The 23,831-nt window shown below is 66.2% G+C and carries 29 protein-coding genes and 1 tRNA gene; 15 read left to right on the forward strand and 15 right to left on the reverse strand.

The features are described 5' to 3' along the window. The first annotated feature begins 19 nt into the window (after positions 1-19). Positions 20-667 (forward strand): HAD family hydrolase, encoded by a 648-nt coding sequence (locus JQ617_RS16655; RefSeq protein ID WP_212027444.1) that lies wholly within the window; start codon positions 20-22, stop codon positions 665-667. A 102-nt stretch (positions 668-769) separates the two neighbouring features. Here JQ617_RS16655 and JQ617_RS16660 read toward each other — a convergent pair whose 3' ends face one another. The 6 genes from JQ617_RS16660 to JQ617_RS16685 all read right to left on the reverse strand — a co-directional run bounded on the left by JQ617_RS16660 (position 770) and on the right by JQ617_RS16685 (position 8,072). Further along, a complete protein-coding gene (locus tag JQ617_RS16660) occupies positions 770-1,738 on the reverse strand; it encodes an ABC transporter ATP-binding protein (RefSeq protein ID WP_212027231.1) in 969 nt (322 codons plus the stop codon). Further along, positions 1,735-2,730 (reverse strand): ABC transporter ATP-binding protein, encoded by a 996-nt coding sequence (locus tag JQ617_RS16665; protein ID WP_212027232.1) that lies wholly within the window; start codon positions 2,728-2,730, stop codon positions 1,735-1,737. The genes JQ617_RS16660 and JQ617_RS16665 overlap by 4 nt, the downstream gene beginning before the upstream one ends. Then, complete coding sequence (locus JQ617_RS16670; protein WP_212027233.1) at positions 2,730-3,647, reverse strand: ABC transporter permease; 918 nt, start codon at positions 3,645-3,647, stop codon at positions 2,730-2,732. Before JQ617_RS16670 ends, JQ617_RS16665 begins: the two co-directional genes overlap by 1 nt. Continuing rightward, positions 3,613-4,572: an ABC transporter permease gene (locus JQ617_RS16675; RefSeq protein ID WP_063694690.1), complete on the reverse strand. Its 960-nt coding sequence runs from the start codon at positions 4,570-4,572 to the stop codon at positions 3,613-3,615. The genes JQ617_RS16670 and JQ617_RS16675 overlap by 35 nt, the downstream gene beginning before the upstream one ends. Before the next feature lie 29 nt (positions 4,573-4,601). Next, positions 4,602-6,392 (reverse strand): peptide ABC transporter substrate-binding protein, encoded by a 1,791-nt coding sequence (locus JQ617_RS16680; RefSeq protein WP_212027234.1) that lies wholly within the window; start codon positions 6,390-6,392, stop codon positions 4,602-4,604. A 261-nt stretch (positions 6,393-6,653) separates the two neighbouring features. Continuing rightward, positions 6,654-8,072, reverse strand: a complete 1,419-nt coding sequence (locus JQ617_RS16685) for a M20 family metallopeptidase (protein WP_212027235.1) — start codon at positions 8,070-8,072, stop codon at positions 6,654-6,656. Between the two features lie 287 nt (positions 8,073-8,359). On the opposite strand from JQ617_RS16685, the gene JQ617_RS16690 reads away from it, so the two are divergent. The 3 genes from JQ617_RS16690 to JQ617_RS16700 all read left to right on the forward strand — a co-directional run bounded on the left by JQ617_RS16690 (position 8,360) and on the right by JQ617_RS16700 (position 10,752). After that, positions 8,360-9,331 (forward strand): S1C family serine protease, encoded by a 972-nt coding sequence (locus JQ617_RS16690; RefSeq protein WP_145669945.1) that lies wholly within the window; start codon positions 8,360-8,362, stop codon positions 9,329-9,331. Positions 9,332-9,392: 61 nt separating this feature from the next. Next, positions 9,393-10,463, forward strand: a complete 1,071-nt coding sequence (locus JQ617_RS16695) for a carboxylesterase family protein (protein ID WP_212027236.1) — start codon at positions 9,393-9,395, stop codon at positions 10,461-10,463. An 82-nt stretch (positions 10,464-10,545) separates the two neighbouring features. Continuing rightward, positions 10,546-10,752, forward strand: coding sequence for a hypothetical protein (locus JQ617_RS16700; RefSeq protein WP_145669949.1), 207 nt, complete (start codon positions 10,546-10,548; stop codon positions 10,750-10,752). A gap of 75 nt (positions 10,753-10,827) precedes the next feature. Here the strand turns inward: JQ617_RS16700 and JQ617_RS16705 are convergent, their stop codons facing one another. From JQ617_RS16705 to JQ617_RS16715, 3 genes are all read right to left on the reverse strand, one after another. Further along, positions 10,828-11,490 (reverse strand): DsbA family protein, encoded by a 663-nt coding sequence (locus tag JQ617_RS16705; RefSeq protein WP_212027237.1) that lies wholly within the window; start codon positions 11,488-11,490, stop codon positions 10,828-10,830. A 177-nt stretch (positions 11,491-11,667) separates the two neighbouring features. After that, positions 11,668-12,153: a PaaI family thioesterase gene (locus JQ617_RS16710; RefSeq protein ID WP_212027238.1), complete on the reverse strand. Its 486-nt coding sequence runs from the start codon at positions 12,151-12,153 to the stop codon at positions 11,668-11,670. A gap of 3 nt (positions 12,154-12,156) precedes the next feature. Continuing rightward, positions 12,157-12,585, reverse strand: a complete 429-nt coding sequence (locus JQ617_RS16715) for an acyl-CoA thioesterase (RefSeq protein WP_212027239.1) — start codon at positions 12,583-12,585, stop codon at positions 12,157-12,159. A gap of 100 nt (positions 12,586-12,685) precedes the next feature. On the opposite strand from JQ617_RS16715, the gene JQ617_RS16720 reads away from it, so the two are divergent. After that, positions 12,686-13,234: a TetR/AcrR family transcriptional regulator gene (locus tag JQ617_RS16720; RefSeq protein WP_212027240.1), complete on the forward strand. Its 549-nt coding sequence runs from the start codon at positions 12,686-12,688 to the stop codon at positions 13,232-13,234. A 65-nt stretch (positions 13,235-13,299) separates the two neighbouring features. Here JQ617_RS16720 and JQ617_RS16725 read toward each other — a convergent pair whose 3' ends face one another. Beyond that, positions 13,300-13,791 carry a hypothetical protein gene (locus JQ617_RS16725; protein WP_063694699.1) on the reverse strand — a complete coding sequence of 164 codons (492 nt, stop codon included), beginning with the start codon at positions 13,789-13,791 and terminating at the stop codon, positions 13,300-13,302. Positions 13,792-14,015: 224 nt separating this feature from the next. Here JQ617_RS16725 and JQ617_RS16730 point away from each other — a divergent pair, with 224 nt between their 5' ends. Both JQ617_RS16730 and JQ617_RS16735 read left to right on the forward strand, forming a co-directional pair. After that, the gene (locus JQ617_RS16730; protein ID WP_063694700.1) at positions 14,016-14,288 is read left to right on the forward strand and encodes a PsiF family protein; all 273 of its coding nucleotides are present in this window, start codon (positions 14,016-14,018) and stop codon (positions 14,286-14,288) included. A gap of 101 nt (positions 14,289-14,389) precedes the next feature. Then, complete coding sequence (locus JQ617_RS16735) at positions 14,390-15,475, forward strand: AbrB family transcriptional regulator (RefSeq protein WP_212027241.1); 1,086 nt, start codon at positions 14,390-14,392, stop codon at positions 15,473-15,475. A gap of 3 nt (positions 15,476-15,478) precedes the next feature. Here the strand turns inward: JQ617_RS16735 and JQ617_RS16740 are convergent, their stop codons facing one another. Then, positions 15,479-16,018 (reverse strand): disulfide bond formation protein B, encoded by a 540-nt coding sequence (locus JQ617_RS16740; RefSeq protein ID WP_212027242.1) that lies wholly within the window; start codon positions 16,016-16,018, stop codon positions 15,479-15,481. Between the two features lie 164 nt (positions 16,019-16,182). Between JQ617_RS16740 and JQ617_RS16745 the strand changes: the two genes are divergently transcribed. After that, positions 16,183-16,267: transfer RNA gene (locus tag JQ617_RS16745), tRNA-Leu, on the forward strand. Between the two features lie 146 nt (positions 16,268-16,413). Then, a complete protein-coding gene (locus JQ617_RS16750; protein WP_212027243.1) occupies positions 16,414-16,716 on the forward strand; it encodes a hypothetical protein in 303 nt (100 codons plus the stop codon). Positions 16,717-16,750: 34 nt separating this feature from the next. Here JQ617_RS16750 and JQ617_RS16755 read toward each other — a convergent pair whose 3' ends face one another. Next, positions 16,751-17,212: a DUF6314 family protein gene (locus JQ617_RS16755; protein ID WP_212027244.1), complete on the reverse strand. Its 462-nt coding sequence runs from the start codon at positions 17,210-17,212 to the stop codon at positions 16,751-16,753. 124 nt (positions 17,213-17,336) lie between these two features. On the opposite strand from JQ617_RS16755, the gene JQ617_RS16760 reads away from it, so the two are divergent. Beyond that, positions 17,337-17,570 (forward strand): hypothetical protein, encoded by a 234-nt coding sequence (locus tag JQ617_RS16760; protein WP_212027245.1) that lies wholly within the window; start codon positions 17,337-17,339, stop codon positions 17,568-17,570. A 7-nt stretch (positions 17,571-17,577) separates the two neighbouring features. Here JQ617_RS16760 and JQ617_RS16765 read toward each other — a convergent pair whose 3' ends face one another. Then, a complete protein-coding gene (locus JQ617_RS16765) occupies positions 17,578-18,537 on the reverse strand; it encodes a helix-turn-helix transcriptional regulator (protein WP_212027246.1) in 960 nt (319 codons plus the stop codon). A gap of 295 nt (positions 18,538-18,832) precedes the next feature. On the opposite strand from JQ617_RS16765, the gene JQ617_RS16770 reads away from it, so the two are divergent. The 4 genes from JQ617_RS16770 to JQ617_RS16785 all read left to right on the forward strand — a co-directional run bounded on the left by JQ617_RS16770 (position 18,833) and on the right by JQ617_RS16785 (position 22,144). After that, positions 18,833-19,075 (forward strand): hypothetical protein, encoded by a 243-nt coding sequence (locus JQ617_RS16770; protein WP_063693651.1) that lies wholly within the window; start codon positions 18,833-18,835, stop codon positions 19,073-19,075. A 25-nt stretch (positions 19,076-19,100) separates the two neighbouring features. Continuing rightward, positions 19,101-19,349 carry a GCG_CRPN prefix-to-repeats domain-containing protein gene (locus tag JQ617_RS16775; protein ID WP_212027247.1) on the forward strand — a complete coding sequence of 83 codons (249 nt, stop codon included), beginning with the start codon at positions 19,101-19,103 and terminating at the stop codon, positions 19,347-19,349. A 192-nt stretch (positions 19,350-19,541) separates the two neighbouring features. Further along, positions 19,542-20,225, forward strand: a complete 684-nt coding sequence (locus JQ617_RS16780) for a response regulator transcription factor (protein ID WP_212027248.1) — start codon at positions 19,542-19,544, stop codon at positions 20,223-20,225. Further along, positions 20,222-22,144 (forward strand): sensor histidine kinase, encoded by a 1,923-nt coding sequence (locus JQ617_RS16785; protein WP_212027249.1) that lies wholly within the window; start codon positions 20,222-20,224, stop codon positions 22,142-22,144. The genes JQ617_RS16780 and JQ617_RS16785 overlap by 4 nt, the downstream gene beginning before the upstream one ends. 133 nt (positions 22,145-22,277) lie before the next feature. Here the strand turns inward: JQ617_RS16785 and JQ617_RS16790 are convergent, their stop codons facing one another. Next, on the reverse strand, positions 22,278-22,568 hold the full coding sequence (locus JQ617_RS16790) for a hypothetical protein (protein WP_212027250.1): 291 nt from the start codon (positions 22,566-22,568) through the stop codon (positions 22,278-22,280). A 236-nt stretch (positions 22,569-22,804) separates the two neighbouring features. On the opposite strand from JQ617_RS16790, the gene JQ617_RS16795 reads away from it, so the two are divergent. Continuing rightward, positions 22,805-23,029 (forward strand): cysteine rich repeat-containing protein, encoded by a 225-nt coding sequence (locus tag JQ617_RS16795; RefSeq protein WP_212027251.1) that lies wholly within the window; start codon positions 22,805-22,807, stop codon positions 23,027-23,029. Between the two features lie 54 nt (positions 23,030-23,083). Here JQ617_RS16795 and JQ617_RS16800 read toward each other — a convergent pair whose 3' ends face one another. Beyond that, positions 23,084-23,776, reverse strand: a complete 693-nt coding sequence (locus JQ617_RS16800; protein WP_212027252.1) for a hypothetical protein — start codon at positions 23,774-23,776, stop codon at positions 23,084-23,086. Between the last annotated feature and the right edge of the window lie 55 nt (positions 23,777-23,831).

Below are 23,831 nucleotides of genomic sequence, written 5' to 3' on the forward strand. Positions count from 1 at the left end.
TGACTGCAGTCACGGCCGGATCTTCGGCCAATCCGAGAGTGTTGCCGTGACTGATGCAATGAAGCTTGTCCTGTTCGACATGGACAACGTGCTCTGCGACTATGACAGGGCAAAGCGCGTCGCCTGCCTGGCAGAGCTGGCGGGAACGACCACCGCGTTCGTCCACGCGGCGATCTGGGAGAGCGGCTTCGAGGCGCTCGGCGATTCCGGCGCGCTCGACGCTGCCGACTATCTGCGGGGCTTTGGCGAACGCATCGGCTATGCGCTGTCGCTCGGCGAATGGGTGGAGGCGCGGCGGCGTTCGATGCAGGCCGATCTCGCCATGCTGGAGATGGCCCGCCGCCTGGGCGAGACCGTCGATGTTGCCGTCCTGACCAACAACACCACGCTGGTCGCCGATCATATCGACACGCTGTTGCCGGACTTGCGGCCGCTGTTCGGCGCGAAAATCTACGCCTCCGCCCAATTCAAGACGGCGAAGCCGGACCCGGACTGCTATCGCCGCTGCCTGTCGGAGCTGCGGGTGGCGCCGGAGCACGTCCTGTTCGTCGACGATCTCGCCGCCAATGTCGCGGGAGCGCGCGAGGCGGGGCTGTTCGCGCATCACCACACGTCGGTGGAGGCGTTCAGGCAGGCGCTTTCAGCGCACGGCCTGTTTCCGCGATGAAGATGCCCGGGGTGGGCAAAGGCGCGTCGCGCCGTGCCCATCGTCCGTCGCATGAAAATGGTGGGCACGCTTGCGCTTTGCCCACGCTGCGAGGTCAGCACACTAAGCCAAGTGGCACGCCACGAAGTGTCCGCCCGCCCCTTCCTTCAGCTCGGGTGCGCTTTCCGCGCAGCGCGGCTGGGCGATCGGGCAGCGGGTATGGAAGTGGCAGCCCGACGGCGGCTTCATCGGGCTCGGCACGTCGCCCTTGAGGCGAATGCGCTCGCGCTTGAGCTTTGGGTCGGGCACCGGCACCGCCGACAGCAGCGCCCTGGTGTAGGGATGCTGCGGGTTGCGGTAGAGGTCGCTGGCCTTGGCGAGCTCGACGATGCGTCCGAGATACATCACCGCCACGCGGTCGGAGATGTGCTCGACCACCGAGAGGTCGTGCGCGACAAACAAATAAGTGAGGTTCAGCTCGGCCTGGAGGTCCTCCAGCAGGTTGATGACCTGGGCCTGAATCGAGACGTCGAGCGCGGAGACCGGCTCGTCGCAGACGATCAGCTTCGGCTCGACCGCGAGCGCGCGCGCGATCACGATGCGCTGGCGCTGGCCGCCGGAGAATTCGTGCGGATAGCGCCGCATGTGCTCGGCCTTGAGCCCGACCTTCACGAGCAGGCCCGCAACGCGGTCCTCCCGCTCCTTGGCGGAGGATGCGAGATTGTGGATGGTGAAGGCCTCGCCGAGAATGGCGCCGACCGTCATGCGCGGATTGAGCGAGGCGAACGGATCCTGGAACACCAGCTGCATGTTCCGGCGCATCGCGCGCAGGTCGGTGCCGCTGAGCTCGCGCACGTTCTGGCCGTCGAAGGTGACCTCGCCATCGGTAGGCTCGATCAGGCGCAGCACGCAGCGGCCCGTGGTGGACTTGCCGCAGCCGGATTCGCCGACGAGACCGAGCGTCTCGCCGCGATTGACCGAGAACGACACGCCGTCGACGGCGTAGACCGTCCCGACCTGGCGCGACAACACGCCACCGAGCACGGGGAAATGTTTCTTCAGGCCGCTGACGCGGAGCAAGGGTTCGCTCATGAGGCGGCTCCCAACTGCGCATCTCCCAGGTGACAGGCCATCCGATGGCCGGGCTTGACCTCGCGGAGCAGCGGCTCCTTCTCGATGCAGACGTCCATGGCAAACTTGCAGCGCGGCGCAAAGCGGCAGCCGACCGGCGGGTTGATCAGGATCGGCACCGAGCCGCCGATCGCCTCGAGCCGCGTCTTGTGCTCGCTGTCGAGGTCGATGCGCGGGATCGAGCGGATCAGGCCCTGGGTGTAGGGATGGCGGGGATCGCCGAAGAGATCATCGACCGGCGCCTCCTCCACCACCTTGCCGGCATACATCACGACGACGCGCTGCGCGGTCTCGGCGACGACGCCCATGGCATGGGTGATCAGCATCACCGCCATGCCGAAGCGCTCCTTCATGTCCTGCAGCAGGTCGAGGATCTGCGCCTGGATGGTGACGTCGAGCGCGGTGGTCGGCTCGTCGGCGATGATCAGCTTCGGCTTGCAGGCGAGCGCCATCGCGATCATCACGCGCTGGCGCATGCCGCCGGAGAACTGGTGCGGGTAATTGTGCACCCGGCCTTCGGCGTTGGGGATCTGCACCAGCTTCAGCATCTCGACGGTGCGCTCGAGCGCCTGCTTCCTGGTCAGCCCCTCATGGCGGCGCAGGCTCTCAGCGATCTGCTCGCCGATGGTGAGCACCGGATTGAGCGAGGTCATCGGCTCCTGGAAGATGAAGCCGATCTCCTTGGCGCGGATATCGTCGAGCTCGTTGCTCGTGAGCGGCACGAGATCGCGGCCCTCGAAAATGATCTGGCCGGCCGCAATGCGCCCCGGCGGCATCGCGATCAGCTTGAGGATCGACATTGCCGTCACGGTCTTGCCGCAGCCGGATTCGCCGACGACGCAGAGCGTTTCGCCCTTGTTGATGGTGATGTCGACGCCGTCGACGGCCTGGAGGATGCCATCGTCGGTGGAGAAGTGGGTCTTGAGACCCTTGATCTCGAGCAGCGGTGCCATCAGATCACCCGCCGCGCGTCGAGCGCGTCCCGCAGACCGTCGCCGATGAAGTTGATGGCGACCACCGCGATGAAGATCGCGCCGCCCGGGAACAGCGCCCAGTGCGGACCGATATCGAGGAAGTCCTTGGCGTCGAACAGCAGCCGCCCCCATGTCGGTGTATCCGGCGGAAAGCCGAGGCCGAGGAAGGACAGCGTCGATTCCGCGATGATGGCGGCGGCGACGTCGATGGTGCCGGCGATGATCACCGGACCGAGCGCATTGGGCAGGATGTGCCGCACCACCTGGCGCACCGGGCTTGCGCCGAGCGCGCGGGCGGCCTCGACGAACTCCTTTTCGCGGATCGAGAGGAATTGCGCGCGCACGAGACGCGCGACCGGCATCCAGCGCAGGCCGCCGATCACGAGCACGATCAGGACGAAGATGCCGCCCTCGGCCCCGAACACCTGCTTCAGCCCGTCCCGGAAGAGATAGATCAGCAGCAGCAGCAGCGGCAGTTGCGGCAGCGACAGGAACAGATCGGTGAGCCACATCAAGCCATGGCCGAGCGCGCCGCGCGACATGCCGGCGAGCGCGCCGATCAGGACGCCGATGAAGACCGACACCAGCATCGCGGCAAGGCCGACCGCAAGCGAGATGCGGCCGCCATAGATCATCCGCGCCAGGATATCCTGACCAAGATCATCGGTCCCGAAGGGATGCGCAAGCGAGGGCCCCTGCATGCCGGCGATCACGTCGATGTCGTTGATCTTGACGCGCCAGACGAACGGCCCGACCACGACGGCGAGGATGAGAACGAGGAGCAGGAAGGCGCTCACCACGGCGAGCTTGTGGCGGCTGTAGCGCCGCCACATCTCGCGCCATGGCGAGTAGACGCCCCGCTCAGCGGAGGGAGATGCGAGGGTCAAGCCAGCCATAAAGGACGTCCGCGATGAGGTTGAACAGCACCACGAGGCACGCGAAGACGAAGGTGACGGCCATCACCACCGGCGTGTCGTTGGAAAGGATGGAGGAGATCAGCAGCGAGCCGATGCCGGGAATGCGGAAGATCTGCTCGGTGACGATGGCGCCGCCGAACACGGCGGGCATCTGGAGCGCGATCAGCGTGACCACCGGGATCATGGCGTTGCGCATCACGTGCTTGACGATGACCGTGGCCTGTCCGAGGCCCTTGGCCCGCGCCGTGGTGACGTAGTCGAGCCTGATGACATCGAGCATCGCCGAGCGCACGAAGCGCGTCATCGACGCCGCCTGGAACAGGCCGAGCACCGCCACCGGCATGATCGCCTGCCGGATCATCTCGAGCACCCAGTGGATGCCGGTCGCCTTGACGTCCGTGGTGTAGACGAAAGGCAGCCAGTCCAGCGTCACCGAGAAGATCAGGATGAACAGCAGGCCGGTGAAGAAGGTCGGCAGAGAGAACCCGATGAAGGCGAACGTGTTCGCGATCTGGTCGAACAGCGAATAGGGCTTCGTCGCCGCATAGACGCCGACGGGAATCGCGACCAGGAGCGCCAGGATCTGCGCCGAGCCGATCACATAGAGCGTGGCCGGCAGGCGCTGGAGGATCAGCGTATCGACGTTCATCCGGCTGACGAAGGAGAAACCCCAGTCGCCGTGCATCATGGCGTTGAGCCAATGCAGGTAACGGAGATAGATCGGATCATCGAGGCCGAACTTGGCCCGAAGCGCGGCCTGCACTTCGGGCGGCACGTTCGGATTTGTCGCCAGCTCCGAGAACGGATCGCCGGGCGCGAGCGCGAGCACGACGAACAGCACGACCGAGATTCCGAGCAAGCTCGGAATCGCGATCAGCAGGCGACGCAGGACGTACTGACTCATTGGGGAGGATCCCGTCTAGAGCTGGGGGATCATTCCTCGCGGTACCAGTCGTGCAGATTGTCGGTTTCGTTGGCCCAGCCGCTGATAATCGGGCGCAGATTGTTGGCCGCCGCCTCCACCTTCAGCCGGTGCTGCACCGGAATGAACACGGTGTCCTGGAACATCAGATCGTTGGCCTTGATGTAATGCGAGGCGCGCTTGACCGGATCCATTTCGCTTTCGGCGGCCTCGATCGCAGCGTCGTACTCCTTGTTGACCCAGCGCGGGAAGTTCGTTCCCTGCCACTTGTTCTCCTTGGTGGCGACGTTGGTCGACAGATAGCGGCGCATGTGCTGCGACGGGTCCGGCTGGCTCAGCGGGATCTGGAACATCTCGAGGTCAGCGTAGAAATGCGCGTAGGTGTCGGGGTTGGCGACGTCGGAAGAGAAGAACACGGAGGCCACCACCGACTTCAGCTCGACGTCGATACCAGCCTTCTGGCAAGCCTGCTTGATGATCGCCTGCGTCTTCTGACGCGGCCCGTTGATCGAGGTCTGGTAGAGCAGCTTCAGCTTCTTGCCGTCCTTTTCGCGGATGCCGTCCGCGCCCGGCTTCCAGCCGGCGTCGTCGAGCAGCTTCGAGGCTTTCTCGATGCTGAACTCCCAGGAGGTGTTCTTCGAGACGAATTTCTCCGGGCCGTTGAGGAAGTTGGCAGTCGTGCGGCCGGCGCGGCCGTAGATCGCCTTCTTCACCGACTCGCGATCGACCAGCATCGACAGCGCCTTGCGGACCGCGGGATCGGAGAACAGCGGGTGCTTGGTCTTCATCGACGAGCGCTCGCCGTCCACCTCGGTGTTCGGATCGGTGAAATTGAGAGCGATGAACTCGGTGTCGCCGCCCACGGCGTAGATGGTCTTGCCCTTGCCGCCCTTCTCCAGGCGCAGCAGCACGTCGTCCTCGACCTGGATGTTCCAGCCGAAATCATATTCGCCGGTCTGGATCACCGCACGCGCGGCCGAGACGGCGTCGCCGCCGCCCTTCATCTCGACCGTGTCGAAATAAGGCCGGTTCGGCATGTGGTAGTCGGGATTGAGCTGGCCGCGGACGAGATCGCCCGGCTTGAACTCGACGAACTTGTAGGGACCGGTGCCAACCGGCGAGAGGTTGGTCGGCGCCTCCCGCGATTTGGACCCCTTGTAGTCCGCGAACAGATGCTTGGGGATGATGGTGTTGGGCGCGCCGACGAAGGCGTCGGCCCAGAACGGCGTCGGCTTGTTGAAGCGGATGCGGACCGTGAGATCGTCCACCTTCTCGACCGTGATGTCGCGATGCGTCGCGATCGTCAGCGCCGAGGTCGCCGGGTCCTTCGCGTATTCCCAGTTGAACACGACGTCGTCGGCGGTGAACGGCTTGCCGTCATGCCATTTGACGCCGGGCTTCAGCTTCCATGTCACCGACTTGCCGTCGGCGGTCAGGCCGCCGTTCTCGAGCGAGGGGATTTCCGCCGCCAGCACCAGCTTCATGTTGCCGTCCGGATCCCAGCAGGCCAGCGGCTCATAAAACAGGCGGGAGCCGTCCTGGTCCTTGGTGCCGGTGGCGAAATGTGGATTGAGCAGGGTCGGGCCCTGCCACCACAGCAGCTTCAGCGCACCGCCGCCGCCGCGCTTGGTCGGCTTGTAGACCTGGGCACCTTCCGCCATGGCGACGCCGCCAAGCGCGAGGATCTGGTTGGCGAGGGGGGCGGTGAGGCCGACCGCGGCCATGCGCTTGATGAAGGCGCGGCGATCCATCCGCCCGTCCTTCACCTCACCGATCATCGAACGCAGTTCTTTATCCAGCATGGTTGTCCCCCGTCTGGTTCCCGTATGGATGCAGGCGGCCGCGAGCGGCCGCCGGGTTTTCTCTGACAGTAGATGGCACACCGAATAGGCTGCCCGTCAACTGCGACCGTGTGTGTGCAAACGGTGTTCTGGCTGTCCGTTGGGCAAAACTTTGTTTCGCAGCCCAACCGTTCGGCAATCCGGCGTCAAAACACGCCGGATTCCACGTTGCACTGCAGAAAATTTGTTCGCCGGATCAGACGAAAGTATCGAGGCGAAATTCTACGCCACGGACATAGTCAGCGGCGGCTCCACGTGGTCCGGCAACGGACACACGTAAGGCGTCTTGGTCGTCCGCTTTTGCAGGTCCGCCTTGGCGGCCTTGATCAGCTCCGGTTCCGTGAGCGCCTTGATACCGAGCCCGGCCATCGCCTTGGCCGCCTGCACCATGGCCTTGTGGGCGTGCGGGCTCTTGCCTTGCGCCACCACCTGCCAGGTGTGGAAGGGCGTGCCGATCGCAACCGTCGGTGCGTGAACCTGCACGGTCGGCACCACCCAGCTGACGTCGCCGACGTCGGTCGAGCCGACAAGCGGGTTGCGCTTGGCATCGAGCGGCACCAGGAAGTCGGCCAGCGGCCGATCGGTCTGCTCCATGCCGATCGCGTAATAGACCGAGGCGATGTCCTTGTCGCTCAGCGTCGCGCGGATCTGGGCGGCGAAGCCCTTGTCCGTATCGTCGAAATGCGGCGGTCCGAGCTCTTCCATCACCCGGTGCAGCGCCTGCTCCAGCGGCGTGTTCGGCAGGATGTTGGAGACCGCCGAGATGATCTTCATCTCGACCTTGGTCTCGGTCATCAGCGCCGCGCCCTCGGCGATCTTGCTGACGCGTCCGACCAGCTCGTTCATGCCGGGCAGATCGCGGGCACGGATCGAATAGCGCACGCGCGCATGCGCCTGCACCACGTTGGGCGCGATGCCGCCGGTGTCGAGCAGCGCGTAATGCACGCGGGCATCGCTCGGCATGTGCTCGCGCATGTAGTTCACGCCGACATTCATCAGCTCCACGGCATCGAGCGCGGAGCGGCCGAGATGCGGCGAGGCGGCCGCATGCGAGGTGCGGCCGGTGAAGATGAAGTCCGCGCGCGTGTTGGCGAGCGACGGCGTCACCGCCACTTCCCAGAAACTGTGCGGATGCCAGGTGATGGCGATGTCGGCGTCCTCGAACGCGCCGGAGCGCACCATGAACGCCTTGGCCGCGCCGCCTTCTTCGGCGGGGCAGCCGTAATAGCGCACGCGGCCCGGCACCTTGTTCGCGGCGAGCCAGTCCTTGACCGCGGTCGCGGCGAGCAGCGCGGCGGAGCCGAGCAGATTGTGACCGCAGCCATGGCCATGGCCGCCGGTTTCGACCGGACGATGTTCCGCAACGCCCGCCTCCTGGCTGAGACCCGGCAGCGCGTCGTATTCACCCATGAAGGCGATGACCGGCCCGCCCTCGCCCCATTCGCCCATCAGCGCGGTCGGGATGCCCGCAACGTTCTCGGTGATGCGGAAGCCCTGATGGCGCAACTCGGCGAGATGCTCGGCGGCGGACCGCGCTTCGGTGTAACACACCTCGGGCATGCCCCAGACCTTGTCGCTGAGGTCGATGAAACGCGCCTTGATCGTGTCGACGCCACGCCAGATGTCGCTGCGGTTATCCATGCTTCGGTCCGTGATCTCTTGGTCAAACGAAGCGGCAATGGTTAGCAGCTTCATTGCGGCCCGCCTAGCACCTCGCGGGACGGCAGCCATGCAGCCGGTGCCGGATCACGCCGGTCATCTGCCTGTGACCAAGGCGTTTCCGTGCCTTTCCAATATTTCACACGGCGTTCTCTGCAATAGTTGGCGAACGAGGCTTTCAAGACGGCCATCTCCGGCATAAATTATGCGTGCTTCGAGGCGTCGTCCTGCCAGCTGTGGCGACCCAATTGCTCAGCGAGGAGAACTCCATGCCCGCTCTGACCGAATGGAGAGTGCCGCCGGCCAATCAGCCGCGAGCGAGCGATTACGGCTTCGATCTCGACCGCGCGCTCGCCTCCGTCGTGGGCCTGCACGCCATCATCCCGCCGGACGCTTTCAGCGCCGAAACATTGGGCACCGAGCGTGCCGGCAACGGCGTCGTGATCGACGACGGGCTGGTGCTGACGATCGGCTATCTCATCACCGAAGCGGAATCGGTGTGGCTGCACCTCGCCGACGGGCGGGTCGTCGAGGGGCATGCACTCGGATTCGATTCCGTCACCGGCTTCGGCCTGGTGCAGGCGCTCGGCCGTCTCGACGTCGAGCCCTTGCCGCTCGGCAACTCGGCCGACACGCGTGTCGGCGACCGCGTCGTGGTCGGCGGCGCCGGCGGCCGCACCCGATCGGTGGCGAGCCAGATCGTCGCCAAGCAGGAATTCGCCGGCTACTGGGAATATCTGCTGGATGAAGCCGTCTTCACCTATCCCGCGCACCCGAACTGGGGCGGCACCGGCCTCCTCAACGAGCGCGGCGAGCTGATCGGCATCGGCTCGCTCCAGCTCGAGCGTGAGCGCGACGGCAAGGCCGAGCACGTCAACATGATCGTTCCGATCGACCTGCTGAAACCGATCCTCGAGGACCTGCGCAAGTTCGGCCGCGTCAACAAGCCGTCGCGGCCCTGGCTCGGGCTCTACTCGACCGAAATCGACAATCGCGTGGTGGTGATCGGCATCTCCGCCAACGGCCCGGCGGCCCGCGCCGAGCTCAAGACCGGCGACGTCATCCTAGCCGTCGACGGCGAGAAGGTCACGAGCCAGACCGCCTTCTACAAGAAGATGTGGGCGCTGGGCGCCGCCGGCGTCGACGTGCCGCTGACGGTGCATCATGAAGGCGTCACCTTCGACGTCACGGTGACCTCGACCGACCGCTTCAAGCTGTTGAAGGCGCCGAAGCTGCACTGATCCCGCGCCGAAGAACGCGACCAAGGGAAGCCGCCAAGGGAAGTCGCCAAGGGAAGCTGCAATGAGCGAGGCCGTGATCGACGACATCGTGGCCGTGCTGCCGCCGCTGCTCAATGCCCTTGAAGCGCTCGGCTTCTTTCAGCGGCATCTGCACCCGCCGGCCTTCGCCTCGGTGATAAATGCGATCGGCACGCCGGACGAAGCATTGCAGAAGGCACACACGGCGATCGGAGACTGGCCGGAACAATTCGCCGGGCTGCGCGAACGGCTCGACCGCGCCTGCAGCGAGACGCTCGCCGCGTTCGCCGGCATTCGCGAGGTCGAGCGCGGCAATGGCGATCTCGTCGCCGTGTTCCGCGCGCTGCGCCACGTCCCGCGCGCGCAGGAGGCGCTGTATCCGCTGGCGATGCAGTTTCCGCCGGTGAGCAGCTTCTTCCTCAACGACGCCAATCGCGAGAACGGCGACCTGCTCTCGCGGCTGGAAGTCGGCGCAGGCGAGCACACCGGCATCTTACACGACCACAACGAGCCCGGCAGCCGCGGCGGCTTCTCGGTCTACGTGCCCGAATATTACAGGCCCGATCGCGCCATGCCGCTGGTGATGGCGCTGCATGGCGGCAGCGGCAACGGCCGCGGCTTCCTGTGGAGCTGGCTGCGCGACGCGCGCAGCGTCGGCGCGATCCTGGTGGCCCCGACCGCAACCGGGCCGACCTGGGCGCTGATGGGCGACGACGCCGACACGCCAAACCTGATGCGCATCCTCGAGGCGGTGCGCAGCCGCTGGAGCATCGACGCTTCCCGCATGCTTCTGACCGGCATGAGCGACGGCGGCACCTTGTGCTACGTCACCGGCCTCGACGGCGCCTCGCCCTTCACGCATCTTGCGCCGGTTTCGGCGACCTTCCATCCGCTGATGGCGGAGATGGCGGATGCCGAGCGAATGCGGGGCCTGCCGGTTTTCATCACCCACGGCAAGCTCGACTGGATGTTTCCGGTGCAGACCGCACGTCAGACCCAGGCCGCGCTCTCCGCTGCCGGCGCTGACGTCACCTACCGCGAAATCGACGATCTCAGCCACACTTATCCGCGCGAGATCAACGCGAAGCTGCTGCAATGGCTGAATGGGGAATGAACGACCCGTCCATAGATGCGCCGCATGGCCGCGGAACCATCGCACGGTGCCGACGTTATCGGCGCGTCACCGGAGGTTCGCTATGAGAACGTTTTTTGGAATGATTTTGGGCGCCTTGCTTCTTGCCGGCGGCGTCTATGTCTACGACTCCATGCAGACCTCGTCCGTCGCCAATGGCGAGGTCGCGACGACCAATCGCACCATCGTGAACTGGGATGTCGCCAAGGCCGATTGGGACGCGCTGCGTGATCGCGCGCACAAGGACTGGGTCCGCATCTCGCAGAAATAACGTCCCCGACAAATGAACAAGGCGCCGTCGCGGATCCGCGGCGGCGCTTTTGTGTTGGCGGCAATCGATGCCGCGTCAGTTCATCTTGGCCTTGCGGGCATCGGCGATGACCTGCTCGAACTCGGTCATGCTGAGCACGCCGGGCACGCGGTACTTGCCGACGATGAAGGACGGCGTGCCGCGGAAGCCGAAAGCCTCGGCCTGGTCGTTGTTGCGCTTGAGGAGCGCATCGATGTCGCTGCCGTGGCCGGCGAGATCGCGCTTCAGGCGGTCCATGTCGACGCCGGCGGCCGCGAGCAGCTCGTTGATGCGCGGCTCGGTCAGGCGTGAGCTGACGCCCATCATGGCGTCATGGGCCTGATGGTACTTGTCCTGGTATTTCGCCGCGAGTGCGATCCGCGCCGCCGTGACCGACACCGGCCCGAGGATCGGCCAGTCCTTCATCACCAGCCGCACCTTGCCGTCGTCCTGGACGACCTGGCGCAGCTCGGGCTCGAGCTTGCGGCAATAGGGACAATTGTAGTCGGACCATTCGACAATGGTGATGTTGCCGTCGGGATTGCCGGCGACGGGCGTATCGGGATCGCGAAGCACCTTGGTTTCGGTCAGCACCTCGTCATCATCGGCGGCTGCCAGAGCAGAGGTGATGCCGCCGGCCGCGAGCGCGCCCGCCCCGATCAGAGTCAGCGCCGAACGCCGCGTCGTCACCAGGCGGCTCTTGTTTCCAGATCCAGTCATATCTCGTCCCGTTTCGGTCCCATCCTCGCCAAATACGGCTCAGGACCGGGAATTGTTACCCACCATATAGAGTGTCGCGGCGGCGATGTCATCGCACCAGCAGAGTGGCCGCGAGCGGGACCAGAAACGAGGCCTGCGAGCATGACCGCGGCATCCGGGAATGCGGCGGCAGGCGTGTCAATCGCCGCGCCGGGCGGGGGACATGCGCGGCGTCTGCGGTGCCTCGCGGGGCAGCATCGCCATCAGCGTTCCGCTCATAGTGGCAATCAGCGTGGTCTTGCCATCGTGCTCGGCGAACGCCCTGGCCTCGCAGAACGTGAGCGTGCGGCCGGGCTTGACCACCTCAGCCTTGAACACGAACCGCTCGCCGCGGGCAGGGGCCAGCAGCGTGGTCTTGAACTCGACGGTGAGGATGTCGGCCTCCTCCGGCATCAGGGTGAAGGCGGCGACGCCGCAGGCATTGTCGAGCCCCGCCGTGATGATGCCGGCATGAATAAAGCCGTTCTGCTGCGTGAAGGCGGCAGAATGCAGCATCGCCAGCTCGACCTCGCCCGGCGAGAGACGAACGATCATGACGCCGAGCGTGCGCATCGCCGGCTGGGCGTCGAACATGGCAATTGTCGCCGCACGGTAGCCCGGGCTTTTCGGCTCGAACGCGGCCATGGCTCAGACCTCGGCGGGCTCGGCGAGATGCCTCATCGCGATCTCGCGAATGACATCGGTGAACGGCGCGGACTTGCGCAGCTGGCGGTCCATATGCACGCCCGTGATCTCGCATGTCGCGGCGATCTCGCCGGTCTCTGCATTCCGCATGTCGTGCCGGAAGCGGATCGACTTGTCGCGAATCTCGAGCAGGTGGCTGCGGATCTCGACGATGTCGCCGGCAAGCAGTTCGCGCTTGTAGGCGATGTTCTGCTGGACCGCGGCCATGCCGCGCCCGGAGCTGCGCAGGTAGCTCGGCGTCAGCCCGAGACGGGCGAACAGATTCCAGTTGGCTTCGTCGAATTTGCCGACATACCACATGATGTTCATGTGGCCGACATGGTCGCATTGCCACGGATAGACCGTGCCGCGATAGCTCGCCTCCTGCTCCATCGGCAATCCTCCCGCTTTTTCATTTTTGATACGGTAGCGTATCAGGCGCGTCCTGCGTTAGCAATACGGCACCGTATCAAGAACCGGTGAGGTTTCCTCCATGAGCGACGGCAAGGGCGATGTCTGGGTCGAGGCGGGATTTGCCGAGCTCGCCCGCTCGGGCGTCGAGGGTGTCAGGGTCGAGGTGCTCGCCAAGAATCTCGGCGTCACCAAGGGCGGCTTCTACCGCCGCTTCGCCGATCGCGCCGCGCTGCTCGGGGCCATGCTGGAACGCTGGCGCGAGGGGCGCGCGGCGTCGATCGCGCAGCAGACGAGCCTCGACGGGCAGGCACCGCGCGAACGGCTGAAGGCGGTGATCCAGCTCTATTCCGAGCGGCTCAACCCGGAAGGCATGGCGATCGAGCTCGCGATCCGGCAATGGGCTCGCTCGGACGAGAATGCCGCGGCGGCCGTGGCGAGCGTCGATGCGGCGCGGCTCAAGCACGTTGCCGAGCTCTATCGCGCGACCGGCCTCGACGCCGAGGCGGCGGAGGCGCAGGCCTTCCTGTTCTATTGCTTCATCTTCGGCCAGAGCCTGCTGTTCGTCGAGCGCGGGCCGCGCAAGCGCTCGCAACTCGTGGCGAAATCGGCCGAGAAGTTGTTGGACTAGGCGATCGGGACCAACGAAAATGGCCGGAGCGGTGCTCCGGCCATCGCGTCACGTCGCCTCGAAGCTCAGGCCGCGCCCTTCAGCTTCTTGTTGCATTCGCTGTAATAGCCGCCGCCCTTCTCGATCCACTTCATGCCGCCATTTCCGTTGGTGGTCTTGTTGGCATTGTACTGATCGACGCAGGTGTGCAGGCGGGCCTTGCCGGCGGACTCCTTGGCGTATTTCGGATCGACCGCGTTCGGATAGATCGCGGGGCCGGCCGGCAGCGTCGGCGCCGCAGCGGGGGCCGCCTCCTTCTTGGCCTGCTTCGGTTCGGCGGGAGCCGCAGGCGCGGCCGGAGCCGCGGCGGTCGGCGCAGCGGCAGGGGTCGCATCGGCACCGCACTGGGCCTTGCGGAAGTCATTCCACTTCATGGTGCCGAGCGAGCCGTCCTTCTTGGCGGCCTGGTATTTCGCGCTGCACTCCTGCGAGGTCAGAGCCTGGGCCGGCGCGGAGACGGCCAGCATGGCGAAGCCCGACACCGCAACCGCACACAACAATTTTGCTTGAATGGTCATCCGTTGTCTCCTCCTTGGTCTTCCCATGACCTTCCCCTGGACTTTCCCTTGGGGAAGTGAAACGAGGATTGCTATCCTAGCGTGCCGCCCGCTCGCGACAAGGAAGCGACGGCTTTCGCCGCAAAAATATAGTGATCGCGCCGTTCAAATCATTCATGTCGCGTTCAGCATCGCGAGCCGACGTTCCCAGCTCTTCGCAATTCCCCCAAGAAGAGTGCAACATCATGACCCTCGCCTCTCGCCTCGCTGCCGTCGCTCTCGCCTCCCTGCTCGCCTCCGGCGCCGCCTTCGCGCAGGCCACCGCGCCTGCCGCCAAGACCGATGCCGCCGCCACCGCCGACAAGAAGGCGCCGAAGGAGCGCTCGGCCGAGTCGCTCGAATGCTCCAAGCAGGCGGACGCCAAGGGGCTGAAGGGCAAGGAGCGCAAGAAATTCCGCCGCGAGTGCATGAAGGAAGCGAAGGCCGGCACCGCTGCGCCCGCTGCCGACAAGAAGTAAATCCGTCGCAATACGGTTCGCGAGCATCTGCGAGAGGCGTGCGCATTGCGGCATGACGTAGCCGCAATTGTGCGCCTCTCGCTGATTTGCGATAAGGTGGCGTGAAGCAAATCACCGCCTCCCTGCCCATCGAATGGCCAAGCCGTGCCAAGATCCTGAGCACGGTGGAGACGCTTGCCATCGGCACCGCCGGCGGTCTCGTATTTCTCTTCGCACACCTTCCCGGCGGCCTGATCTCGGGCTCGATGATCGCGGTCGGCATCGCCGCGATCGCCGGCCGCCAGCTGTCGTTGCCGCCGATCCTGACCCAGACCGTGCTGGTGCTGCTCGGCATCTCGCTGGGCTCGGTGGTCTCGCGCCATCTGATCCAGCAGGTCAGCGCCTACCCCCTCACCATCGGGTTGCTCGCACTCGCCACGTTCTGCTCGACCTTCGGCTCGAGCTATTACCTCCAGCGCATCCATGGCTGGGACCGCACCTCGGCCTTCCTTGCCGGCAGCCCCGGCGCGCTGTCGCAGATCACGATCCTGGCGGTCGAGCGCGGCGCCGACCTGCCGGGCATCGCGGTGGTGCAGACCATGCGCGTCATCATCCTCACGGCGGCGCTGCCGATGGTGCTCGCGATCGCGGGCGTGGCGCCTTCCGCCGCGCCGTCGCTGACGAGTACGATCGCCTCGCCACTCGGGCTCGCGGCGCTGGTCGCTGCCTCACTGGCCGCGGCGCTCGTTCTGCGGCTGATCAAGTTTCCGGCGAGCTGGATGTTCGGCGCCATGATCGGCTCCAGCGTGCTGCACGGCGCCGGCTGGGTCGAGGGCGGCCTGCCGGACTGGGTGCGCGGCGTGGCCCTGGTCGGCATCGGCGCTCTGATCGGCAGCCGCTTCGCGAAGATGCGGATCAAAACGCTTGCCGGTCACATCAACGCGGCGCTGGGCTCGTTCGCGGTCGCGATCGCCGTCTCCGCCATCTTCGTCGGCATCGTCGCCCTCGCCACGCAGGTGAAATTCTCCGACGTCGTCGTCGCCTTCGCACCGGGTGCGATGGACGCGATGCTGGCGCTGGCCCTGACGCTGCACATCGACCCGATCTTCGTCGGCGCCCATCATCTGTCGCGCTTCGTGTTCGTCACGATCGCAACGCCGGGCATCGTGCACCTGTTCGGGCGCACGCAGGATGATGTGGATGATTGAAGTCTAGCGCTTCGCCGTCCGCACAAATCCCCACGCGGCGATCGCCGCCATCAACAGTGAGATCAGCACGTTGTAGCCGGCGAGCGAGAGGCCGAGGAAGCGCCACTGCACCTCGTCGCAGCGGACCACCTTCACGGTATCGAGCTTCGAGAGCAGATCAGCAGCGTTGCCGAGATTGATGACGGGACCGGAGCAGTCGGTCGGCCCCTTCCAGAATCCCCATTCGACGCCGGAGTGATAGGTGCCGAGGCCGGCATTGGCGAGCGTCGCCAGTACGAGGATCGCGAGCCCCGCCAGCAGCAGCGGCCGTGGCGCGCCGCTCCGGGCAGCAAGCGCCGTGAGCGCACCGACCGGGATGACGAGGTAGTAGGCGTAGCGCTGCTCCAGGCACAGCGGACAGGGCAGGATCTCCAGCACGAGCTGGAAGAACCAGGCGCCCGCGATGGTCGCTGCCGCGATCAGGGTGACCGCAAGCGAGGCGGCCAGCGCGGGGCGGGTGGCCGCCGGCTTGAACGCAGGTACTGCAGCACTCTGGGTGGTCACGGCAGCCTCTTTCCGATCGGTCGCGCTCCCATGCCTCTAGCCCCGGCCCAGGCGGCTGTCGAGAACGGCCGGCATCACTTTGGCGCGGGTTGACCCCGCCATGCCCATGGCTATAGTCCGCCGGCTTCGCGACGCCCTCCCCTTAAGGAAGGGGCCGACCGAGGGCCCCTGTGGCGGAACTGGTAGACGCGCTCGACTCAAAATCGAGTTCCGCAAGGAGTGCTGGTTCGATTCCGGCCAGGGGCACCACGCTTCGCCCTTCGGGCTTCGCGTGGCGCGGCCCTAGCGAAAGCGCACGACGGTCTCGGCATGGCTGAAGCGCTCCCCCGCCCTAGCAACCGTCACATCCCCACTGTATAAGCCGGTAGCTTCTTCTGTAGCTGAAGGAGCTCATCATGAACGACCTGCACGCGTGGCTTTCCGAACAGCACCACGGCCTGCGCACCTTCCGGACATTTCAGCAAAAGCTCGAGACGATCGGCCGGGACGATCCCGCCCAACGCGGCCTGTGCCGTGTGTTGAGCAGTCTTGTCGGCAGCTATGTCGAGGCCTTCGACGAGGCCCCGCTGCCGGTCGAGGTCGCTGACGGCGCCTATCAGCGCCTGCTGGCGCTGGTCGCGAGCATCGATGTCCACGGCAACTCCGACCGCCGGCTCGCCGACATCAACCGCGTGGCGGAGAGCGAGCTCTGGCAGTGAAGGGCGGCCCGCCGTCGCCATCGCGCCGGCCTGGTCACGCCAGACGTGTGTAGGTCGTGTCCATCGTGTAGTCCTTGGCTGGACCCGACACCACATGGCGGACGACGAACGTTCGATCCGGCAGAAACATGTAGGCCGATCGATACTCGTCGCGCCTGCAAAGATGGCGCGCATGTCCGCTCAGCCCTCCCCCGGCTGATGCGGACAGTGAAATCTCGTGAAACAGCCGCGGTGGGTCTTCCTTGAAGAAGACCTTGAATCCTCCGTCGCTGCGGCTGAAGACATATTCACGCTCGGCCTTAACCGTGGTGCCGTTCGCAAGCTTCAGATCTCCCTGCTCGCGATAGGCCAGCCATTCCCTGTCCAGTGGCGTGAAGGTCGCGATGCCTTGCATCGTGGCCTGGCTTTGGATGACCCGGTTGAGGGACCACGAGCCGATCAGCTCTTGCGTGATTTGACCGATGTCACCCCAACCTTCGATCGTGGCTTCGTTCATTTTTCCAGGCCTGCGCGTTAACCAACCGATCCGGCCTGACAGGATCAGGCAGCCGGGAATTCGACTTCAGCAAGCCGATACCTATATCCTACCGCAACGAATGGTGACGCAGCGAGCAGCTTTGATGGCCAGGAGACGCACGAGCGAAGCGGACGCCGACGACCTCCCCCGCTTCTTCGTCTGGGTCCGGGGCCTCGACGGCCCCGAGCCGCAGAAGTGGATGACGATGGATTTCGGCGTCGGTGACTGGAAGCGGCCGCTCGTGCTGGCCTTTCTGGAGCTGCCGGAGGGCGAGCGGCATCTGCCGTTGTCGGCGCTGGCGCGGCGCTATCCGCCGCCGCGGGTGGACGTCTTGTAGGCAGGTCTCACTTCCCCCGCGCCGCGGTCGGCGTCAGCCCGAACCGGCGGCGGAAGCAGCGGTTGAAATAAGACAGATCGTTGAAGCCGCAGGCGAAGGCGATGTCGCTGATGCGGCCCTCGCGATGCGTGAGCAGGTCGGCCGCCTTGCGCAGGCGGAGCTCGTTGAGACGGGTGGTGAAGCCGGCGCCGGCCTCGAACAGCAGCTCGTTGACATAGCGCTCGGAGAGGCCGGCGGCAGCGGCAAGCTTCTGCGCGGAAAAATCCGGTTCGTGGAAACGCGCCTGAAGGATCAACATCACCGCCTTGAGCCGCACCGCACGCAAGCCGCGCCGGCGCGCAGCGGCGGCGATATCGTTGCGGGCGCCGAGACCGATCGCCGTGAGATCGAGCAGGTGGGCGGCGATGGCCATGCCGGCCTCGTCCGCGGCGACGGGATGGTGCAGCAGGAGATCGCTGTAGTCCATTGCCAGCGTCAGCGCGCCGCCCGGCTCGAGCTCGCAGCCGACGAGATCGTCGACGTCGGGCACCATCGCACGCAGCGTATCGACCGGAAGATGCACGTTGGTGAAGCGCTTGTGGCTGGCGCCGTCGGCGGCGAAGAACGGCTCGTCCAGCTTGAGCAGCACCATCGATCCCGGCCGCATGGTGAACTCACGCCCGCGATGGATCACTTGCGACGGGCGGTCTCCCGTATTGCGCGCAAGGCAAAAGCGGTCGTCGCCGGTCTCGATCACCTGGCGCTTCTCGCGACGCACCGTGACGAAGCTGCCGTCGCAGCGCCCGAGCATGGTGGTGCCGATGTGGATCGAGTTCATCGACGCGCGAAACGGCACGTCCGATGCCGGGTCCAGCTCGCCGGTGTTGGAGAAATGCTCGAACAATTCGGCGAAGCGGATGAAGCGCTGCCGGTCGGACAAGTCTTGCGGCAGCATGTCGGTCGAGAGCGACTTTCGGGTGACGGACATCGAAAGGACTTCCAGGAAGGCTTTTTTCGAAAAAACGTCGTGCACGAAACCGGCCGAACATCGCGGGCAGGACATGAATGCACGCTGAAGGCGACCGCGACAGGCTATCAGCACGCCAACGTGAATCAAGCTGCGCCGGTCAGTCCAAGCCGGCGGGCGTCCAGCGCCGAACAGTCCAAGACGAGGCGCGCGCGCCACCCCTATTCAGGCGGCGGATGCGGCAGCCCGCCACAGACGGGACCGAATCCGGGCAACCGGGCGGCCCGGCCTGACGCCCGCTGGAGGAGACGATCATATGCGAACCTCTCTACCCCGCAGCCTCGTGCTCGGCGGCGCCATCGCGACCAGCCTCTGCGTCGGTTACGCGCTCGGCGCGCAGCCCCACATGGACGAAGCCATTGCGATCCTGCAGTCGGCTCGCGTCGAGCTCGGCAAGGCCGAGCCCAACAAGGGCGGCCACCGCGAGAAGGCGATCGGACTGATCGACCAGGCGATCGGCGAAGTGCGCGCCGGCATCGCGTTTGCCGCCGGCCGCTGACGCAACGGCATCGGGAGAACCAGACATGATGCGTATCGTGTTCGTTGCATGCCTCGCGCTCGGCGCGATCACAGGCTCTGCCCAGGCCATGCCGCTGGCTTCGCTCACCGGCGGGAACGGCGACATCGTCGCGGTCGCCGGCGGTTGCGGCAAGGGCTGGCACCGCGGCCCCTATGGCGGCTGCCTGCGAAACTACGCCAACCCCGCCGCGCATGCCTGCCCTCGCGGCTACCATATCGGTCCCGGCGGCGCATGCCGCGGCAACGGCCGGTAAGGACTGAGCGACCTCTCCCCGCGTTGCGGGGAGAGGCGACCTCGGAAACGGCCCACTCCCGCCAGGACGCCGATCCACAACGGACACGAGGGATGCCTGACCGCCCCCATGATTATGGGTGTCGCGGCTAGCGCGCCGCGGCTAAACTTGGCCTTGCGCCGCGGGGGACACGCGGGTGCGGGACGATGAAGCATGAGCGAACAGGGCGAGACGGGTGAGACCGTCACCATCCTCCTCGTCGAGGATGATGCGCCGACCTGCTGGCGGCTCCAGGACGCGCTGGTCAAGGCCGGCTACGAGGTGCGCAGCGCCGGCACGCTGGCCGAGGCCCGCACCGCACTGGCCGGTGCCCCGCCGCGCGTGCTGCTCACCGATCTCAGGCTTCCCGACGGCCACGGCGTCGAGCTGATCCGCGAGGTCCGGCAGCGCTTTCCCGACACCGAGATCATGGTGATCTCGGCGCTCGGCGACGAGGAAAGCGTGATCTCGGCGATCACCGTCGGCGCCACCGGCTATCTGCTCAAGGACGCCTTCCCCACCGACATCGCCACCACCGTGCGCGATCTCGTCGCCGGCCATTCCCCGATCTCGGCCTCGATCGCCCGCTTCATCGTGCGCCGGACGCAAGGCGCCGCGCAGAGTTCGGCCGGAGCGGCGCCGGGTCCGGCGCTCAACACGGCGAAGCTGACCCCGCGCGAGATTGACATCCTCTGGGGCATCGCAAAGGGCTTCAGCTATGCCGAGATCGCCAGCCATCTCGGCCTGTCCAGGCAGACCGTGCCCGGGCACATCAAGAACATCTACCGCAAGCTCGAGGTGCACACGCGCAGCGAAGCGGTGTTCGAGGCGGTGCAGCAGGGCCTGATCAAGCTGTGAGCGAGATCGCGGCGAAGGCCCCCACCCGTCCGCGGCGCCGGCTCATCGTGTCGCGGCTGGTGCCTTATCTGCTGCTCCAGGCGCTGATCGTGATCGCGACCATCCTCGGGCTGCGGCTGCTCCAGCCCAGCGACCCCGAAGATTTTGCGCTGAGCCAGTTTTCGCTGCGCGAGGACGGCGTGACACGCCCCGTAACGCTGCCGCACTTCACCTCGTCGCGCTATTCGCTGGCAAATCCTCCGCTCTACGCCGGCGCCTTCACCTTCAGAAGCGCCGATGCGGGAGCCGGTTGGTCCGTGTATCTGCCGCGCTTCAGCAACGCCGTGGAGGTCGCCGTCAACGGCGTCGTCGTGCTCGACTCCCGCCGCGATGCTAATGCCAACCGGCCGGATCGCAACACGCCGCAGATCGCGGTCATTCCCGCCTCGCTGCTGCGTGACGGCAGCAACGAGATCACGGTACGGCTGTTCGTGTGGGGGCCGCTCAAGGGCTTTCTCGACACCGTCTATGTCGGACCGGACGCGGCCCTGCGTCCGTCCTACGAGACGCGCACGCTGCTGTTCGTGACGCTGCAGGTAGCGTTCTCCGCCTGGCAGTCGATCCTCGCCGTCATCCTCGCGATCATGTGGCTGATGCGGCGGCGCGAGCCGGTCTATGGCGTACTGGCCGTCGCGATGGTGCTCGGAGTGATCCAGGCATTCATCCCACCGCCGGTGCCGCCGGCCGCCGTATCGCGGCTTGCCGCGGTGCTGCTCGCGTCCGCGCCGACCGAGAGCGCGCTGATCGTCGCCTTCGGCGTGCTGTTCTTCGGCTGGCGCTGGCCGCGTTACGGCATGCTGCTGTTCGCGCCGGGCCTCATCGTGTTCGTGGTCGGCCTGATCGCCGGCCCCCCGCTGCCGCGCATTCTGTTTCTCGTGCTCGGCATTCCCACCGTCGGGATCTGCCTGTTCCTGATGGCCTGCGTGACCGCGACCGCGGTGGTACGGCGGCAGGATGCCGCCAGCTTCACGATCGGCTGCGCGGTGACCATCGTGCTGACCTGCTGGGTCCACGACATGCTGTCGGTGTTCGAGATCGTTACCAATGAACGCATCTTCGTCTCGCGCCTGTCCTATTCGGCGATGCTGGTCGCGATCGGTGCAGGGCTGACCTGGCGCTTCGCCCGCGCGCTGAACCAGGTCGACAGCTTTGCCGGGCAATTGGTGACACGGGTGCGCGAGGCCGAGGAGCGGCTAAAGGCGAGCTTCGCCCGCGAGGAGGAGCGCGCCCGCGCGGCCGCGCTCGCCAATGAGCGCACAAGGCTGATGCGCGATCTGCACGACGGCCTCGGCGGCCAGCTCGTCAGCATCGTCGCGCTGTCCGAGCGCGGCCATGAGGGCGCGACCATCACGGACGCCGCGCGCGCGGCGTTGAAGGATCTGCGCCTCGTCATCGATTCCATGGACGACATCGGTGGCGACCTCATGCTCGCGCTCGGCTCCTGGCGCGAGCGGGCGACGGCGCAATTGCGGCCGCACGACATCGCGCTCGACTGGCGTGTGGCAACGCCGCAAGGCGTGCCGCTGCATCCCGAGCTCAGGCCATGGCACGTGATCCAGATCGTGCGGATCCTCGACGAAGCCGTGACCAATGCCGTCAAGCACGCACAGGCCCGCAACATCGCGGTCACCATCGAGACGCTCGACGGAGCTCAGGGACCGTATGGCGTGATCAGCGTAACCGACGACGGCTGTGGTTTCGCGCGAGCCGAGAACGGCGAGGCCGCCGGCGCGAGCCAGACCGCACGGGGCCTGCGCAACATGAAAAGCCGCGCCGCACGCTGTGGTGCGATGCTCGACCTCAGCTCGGATGCCCAGGGCACGCGGGTGCGGCTGCAATTGCCGCAGGTCTTTCCCGACAGCGACGCTGCCGGGGGCTGAAAAGCCCCCTCTCCGAACGTGTGGGACGCGCGGAGAGAGGGAACGGGCGGGATTGTCTGCCTGCGGAGGACGGGGGGTTCGTCCGCAGCTCCTGCGCCCGAAACGATGCAATCAACTCAATCGAACGAGACCGTCAGCGAACACCGACGCGATTGACCGGACCGCCGCGATTCATCGGCGTGCCCGCGCGCACGCCGACGCCGGGCGCACCGACGCCGGGAGTCGCAACCGCAGCCGCCGCGACCGGTGCTCGCGGCGCGACCACCACCGCCGCCGTCGGCCGCACCACGCAGCCCTTGGGCACGCCGACCGTCTTGCAATAGACCACCGCCTGGGCCGGGCTCGTGCCCAGCGACACCATCGCCGCACCCGCCAGCACCATGACCGTCAGCCCGGCACCCAGCGCTCCCGTTGTTTTCGACATTCTTGCTCTCCTGCTTCCCGTTCGGCGCCCGATGCAATTCACCGGGTCTCGCAGCCGACGTGCAGCCTGAATGGCAAAATGCGGCGCGCGGATACATGCCATGAAGATGGGGGTGCGGCGGCCGAGGCGGCGCGCCGATGCCATGAACATGGCATGGACCGCTACCCGCCCTTCGCGACATGGTCCGCCCGCTTGATCCCGAACGGGACGTCCGACAATTCCAAAAGAGGTGCTTTATGAAGATTTCGGTTCTTGCCGCGCTGCTGCTTGCCGCCACCGCCCTGCCCGCCGCAGCGCAATCCGGTCCGACGCCGCAGGAGCAGATGGCCTGCCGCAGCGATGCCAGCAAGTTCTGCGCCGAGCACATCGGCAAGCCGCCGCAGATGAATGCCTGCCTGCGCGAGAACAAGTCGAAGCTTTCGGATGGCTGCCGCAAGGTCGTGGAGTCACACGGCGGCTGATCGTTACGAAAGCAATCGCGCGCTCAGCGAGGAAGCTGGGCGCGCCGACATACGCTAATCGTCGTCGGCCCCGAACAGCCTGATCTGCGGGAAGCCGCTGCGCGGGCGGTTCGCATAATCACGCGACTCGGAATCTTCACGAACGTTGCGGGCCACGTCGTCCCAATCGGTACGGTCGCGCATGGCGCGCGGGTCGCGGGACTCATAGTACCGACGCTCGGCCCAGCGCTCGCGCCGCTCGGTCCGGCGCCGCTCACTCGCGGCGCGCTTCACGTCGGAGTCTCTCGCCTTGGCATAGGCGTCCTTGGCAGAGGCGTTGTCGGACGAGGAGGGCTGGCTCGTCGAAGCCTGCTGCTCGGCAGGTTTCCCAGATGATGCCGGTGCCGGTTTCGGCGGCTCGACCGCGGCCGCCTGCGAAGGCGGCGGCGCTGGCGGTTCGGCGTTCGCCTGGGTGGCCTGCGTGTCGGGCTTTGCGGCTTCAGGTTTCGCTTCGGCCTGGGCCGGCGCAGCGACGACCGTGCCGAAAGCCTGCGATCCCGTCAGATATTGCACGCGCTCGGACGGCGTATTGGTCTGGGCCGGCGCGCTGGCGGCATCCGTGCGCTGCGCCATCTTGCTGGCATCCGCACCCTGCTTGGGCGCGATCGGATTCATGATGTTGCCGGCAACGATGCCGCCGCCGAGACCAATGGCAATGGCCACGATGATAGTTCCGGCACCGACGAAATAGGCTGTCGAGGCGCGCATTGATCCACTCCCTCTTTCGAGGCGGGCAACGCGCGGCGATTACCAGATGTTCCTG

Origin of the sequence: Bradyrhizobium sp. KB893862 SZCCT0404, from assembly GCF_018130885.1 — a bacterium.
GTDB classification, from domain to species: Bacteria; Pseudomonadota; Alphaproteobacteria; order Rhizobiales; family Xanthobacteraceae; genus Bradyrhizobium; species Bradyrhizobium stylosanthis.

What these genes read in the sequence shown, in the direction of transcription:
- JQ617_RS16660 (WP_212027231.1), bottom strand. Translation starts at nt 1,738, where the DNA reads ATGAGCGAACCCTTGCTCCGCGTCAGCGGCCTGAAGAAACATTTCCCC.
- JQ617_RS16665 (WP_212027232.1), bottom strand. Translation starts at nt 2,730, where the DNA reads ATGGCACCGCTGCTCGAGATCAAGGGTCTCAAGACCCACTTCTCCACC.
- JQ617_RS16670 (WP_212027233.1), bottom strand. Translation starts at nt 3,647, where the DNA reads ATGGCTGGCTTGACCCTCGCATCTCCCTCCGCTGAGCGGGGCGTCTAC.
- JQ617_RS16675 (WP_063694690.1), bottom strand. Translation starts at nt 4,572, where the DNA reads ATGAGTCAGTACGTCCTGCGTCGCCTGCTGATCGCGATTCCGAGCTTG.
- JQ617_RS16680 (WP_212027234.1), bottom strand. Translation starts at nt 6,392, where the DNA reads ATGCTGGATAAAGAACTGCGTTCGATGATCGGTGAGGTGAAGGACGGG.
- JQ617_RS16685 (WP_212027235.1), bottom strand. Translation starts at nt 8,072, where the DNA reads ATGGATAACCGCAGCGACATCTGGCGTGGCGTCGACACGATCAAGGCG.
- JQ617_RS16690 (WP_145669945.1), top strand. Translation starts at nt 8,360, where the DNA reads ATGCCCGCTCTGACCGAATGGAGAGTGCCGCCGGCCAATCAGCCGCGA.
- JQ617_RS16695 (WP_212027236.1), top strand. Translation starts at nt 9,393, where the DNA reads ATGAGCGAGGCCGTGATCGACGACATCGTGGCCGTGCTGCCGCCGCTG.
- JQ617_RS16700 (WP_145669949.1), top strand. Translation starts at nt 10,546, where the DNA reads ATGAGAACGTTTTTTGGAATGATTTTGGGCGCCTTGCTTCTTGCCGGC.
- JQ617_RS16705 (WP_212027237.1), bottom strand. Translation starts at nt 11,490, where the DNA reads ATGACTGGATCTGGAAACAAGAGCCGCCTGGTGACGACGCGGCGTTCG.
- JQ617_RS16710 (WP_212027238.1), bottom strand. Translation starts at nt 12,153, where the DNA reads ATGGCCGCGTTCGAGCCGAAAAGCCCGGGCTACCGTGCGGCGACAATT.
- JQ617_RS16715 (WP_212027239.1), bottom strand. Translation starts at nt 12,585, where the DNA reads ATGGAGCAGGAGGCGAGCTATCGCGGCACGGTCTATCCGTGGCAATGC.
- JQ617_RS16720 (WP_212027240.1), top strand. Translation starts at nt 12,686, where the DNA reads ATGAGCGACGGCAAGGGCGATGTCTGGGTCGAGGCGGGATTTGCCGAG.
- JQ617_RS16725 (WP_063694699.1), bottom strand. Translation starts at nt 13,791, where the DNA reads ATGACCATTCAAGCAAAATTGTTGTGTGCGGTTGCGGTGTCGGGCTTC.
- JQ617_RS16730 (WP_063694700.1), top strand. Translation starts at nt 14,016, where the DNA reads ATGACCCTCGCCTCTCGCCTCGCTGCCGTCGCTCTCGCCTCCCTGCTC.
- JQ617_RS16750 (WP_212027243.1), top strand. Translation starts at nt 16,414, where the DNA reads ATGAACGACCTGCACGCGTGGCTTTCCGAACAGCACCACGGCCTGCGC.
- JQ617_RS16755 (WP_212027244.1), bottom strand. Translation starts at nt 17,212, where the DNA reads ATGAACGAAGCCACGATCGAAGGTTGGGGTGACATCGGTCAAATCACG.
- JQ617_RS16760 (WP_212027245.1), top strand. Translation starts at nt 17,337, where the DNA reads ATGGCCAGGAGACGCACGAGCGAAGCGGACGCCGACGACCTCCCCCGC.
- JQ617_RS16765 (WP_212027246.1), bottom strand. Translation starts at nt 18,537, where the DNA reads ATGTCCGTCACCCGAAAGTCGCTCTCGACCGACATGCTGCCGCAAGAC.
- JQ617_RS16770 (WP_063693651.1), top strand. Translation starts at nt 18,833, where the DNA reads ATGCGAACCTCTCTACCCCGCAGCCTCGTGCTCGGCGGCGCCATCGCG.
- JQ617_RS16775 (WP_212027247.1), top strand. Translation starts at nt 19,101, where the DNA reads ATGATGCGTATCGTGTTCGTTGCATGCCTCGCGCTCGGCGCGATCACA.
- JQ617_RS16780 (WP_212027248.1), top strand. Translation starts at nt 19,542, where the DNA reads ATGAGCGAACAGGGCGAGACGGGTGAGACCGTCACCATCCTCCTCGTC.
- JQ617_RS16790 (WP_212027250.1), bottom strand. Translation starts at nt 22,568, where the DNA reads ATGTCGAAAACAACGGGAGCGCTGGGTGCCGGGCTGACGGTCATGGTG.
- JQ617_RS16795 (WP_212027251.1), top strand. Translation starts at nt 22,805, where the DNA reads ATGAAGATTTCGGTTCTTGCCGCGCTGCTGCTTGCCGCCACCGCCCTG.
- JQ617_RS16800 (WP_212027252.1), bottom strand. Translation starts at nt 23,776, where the DNA reads ATGCGCGCCTCGACAGCCTATTTCGTCGGTGCCGGAACTATCATCGTG.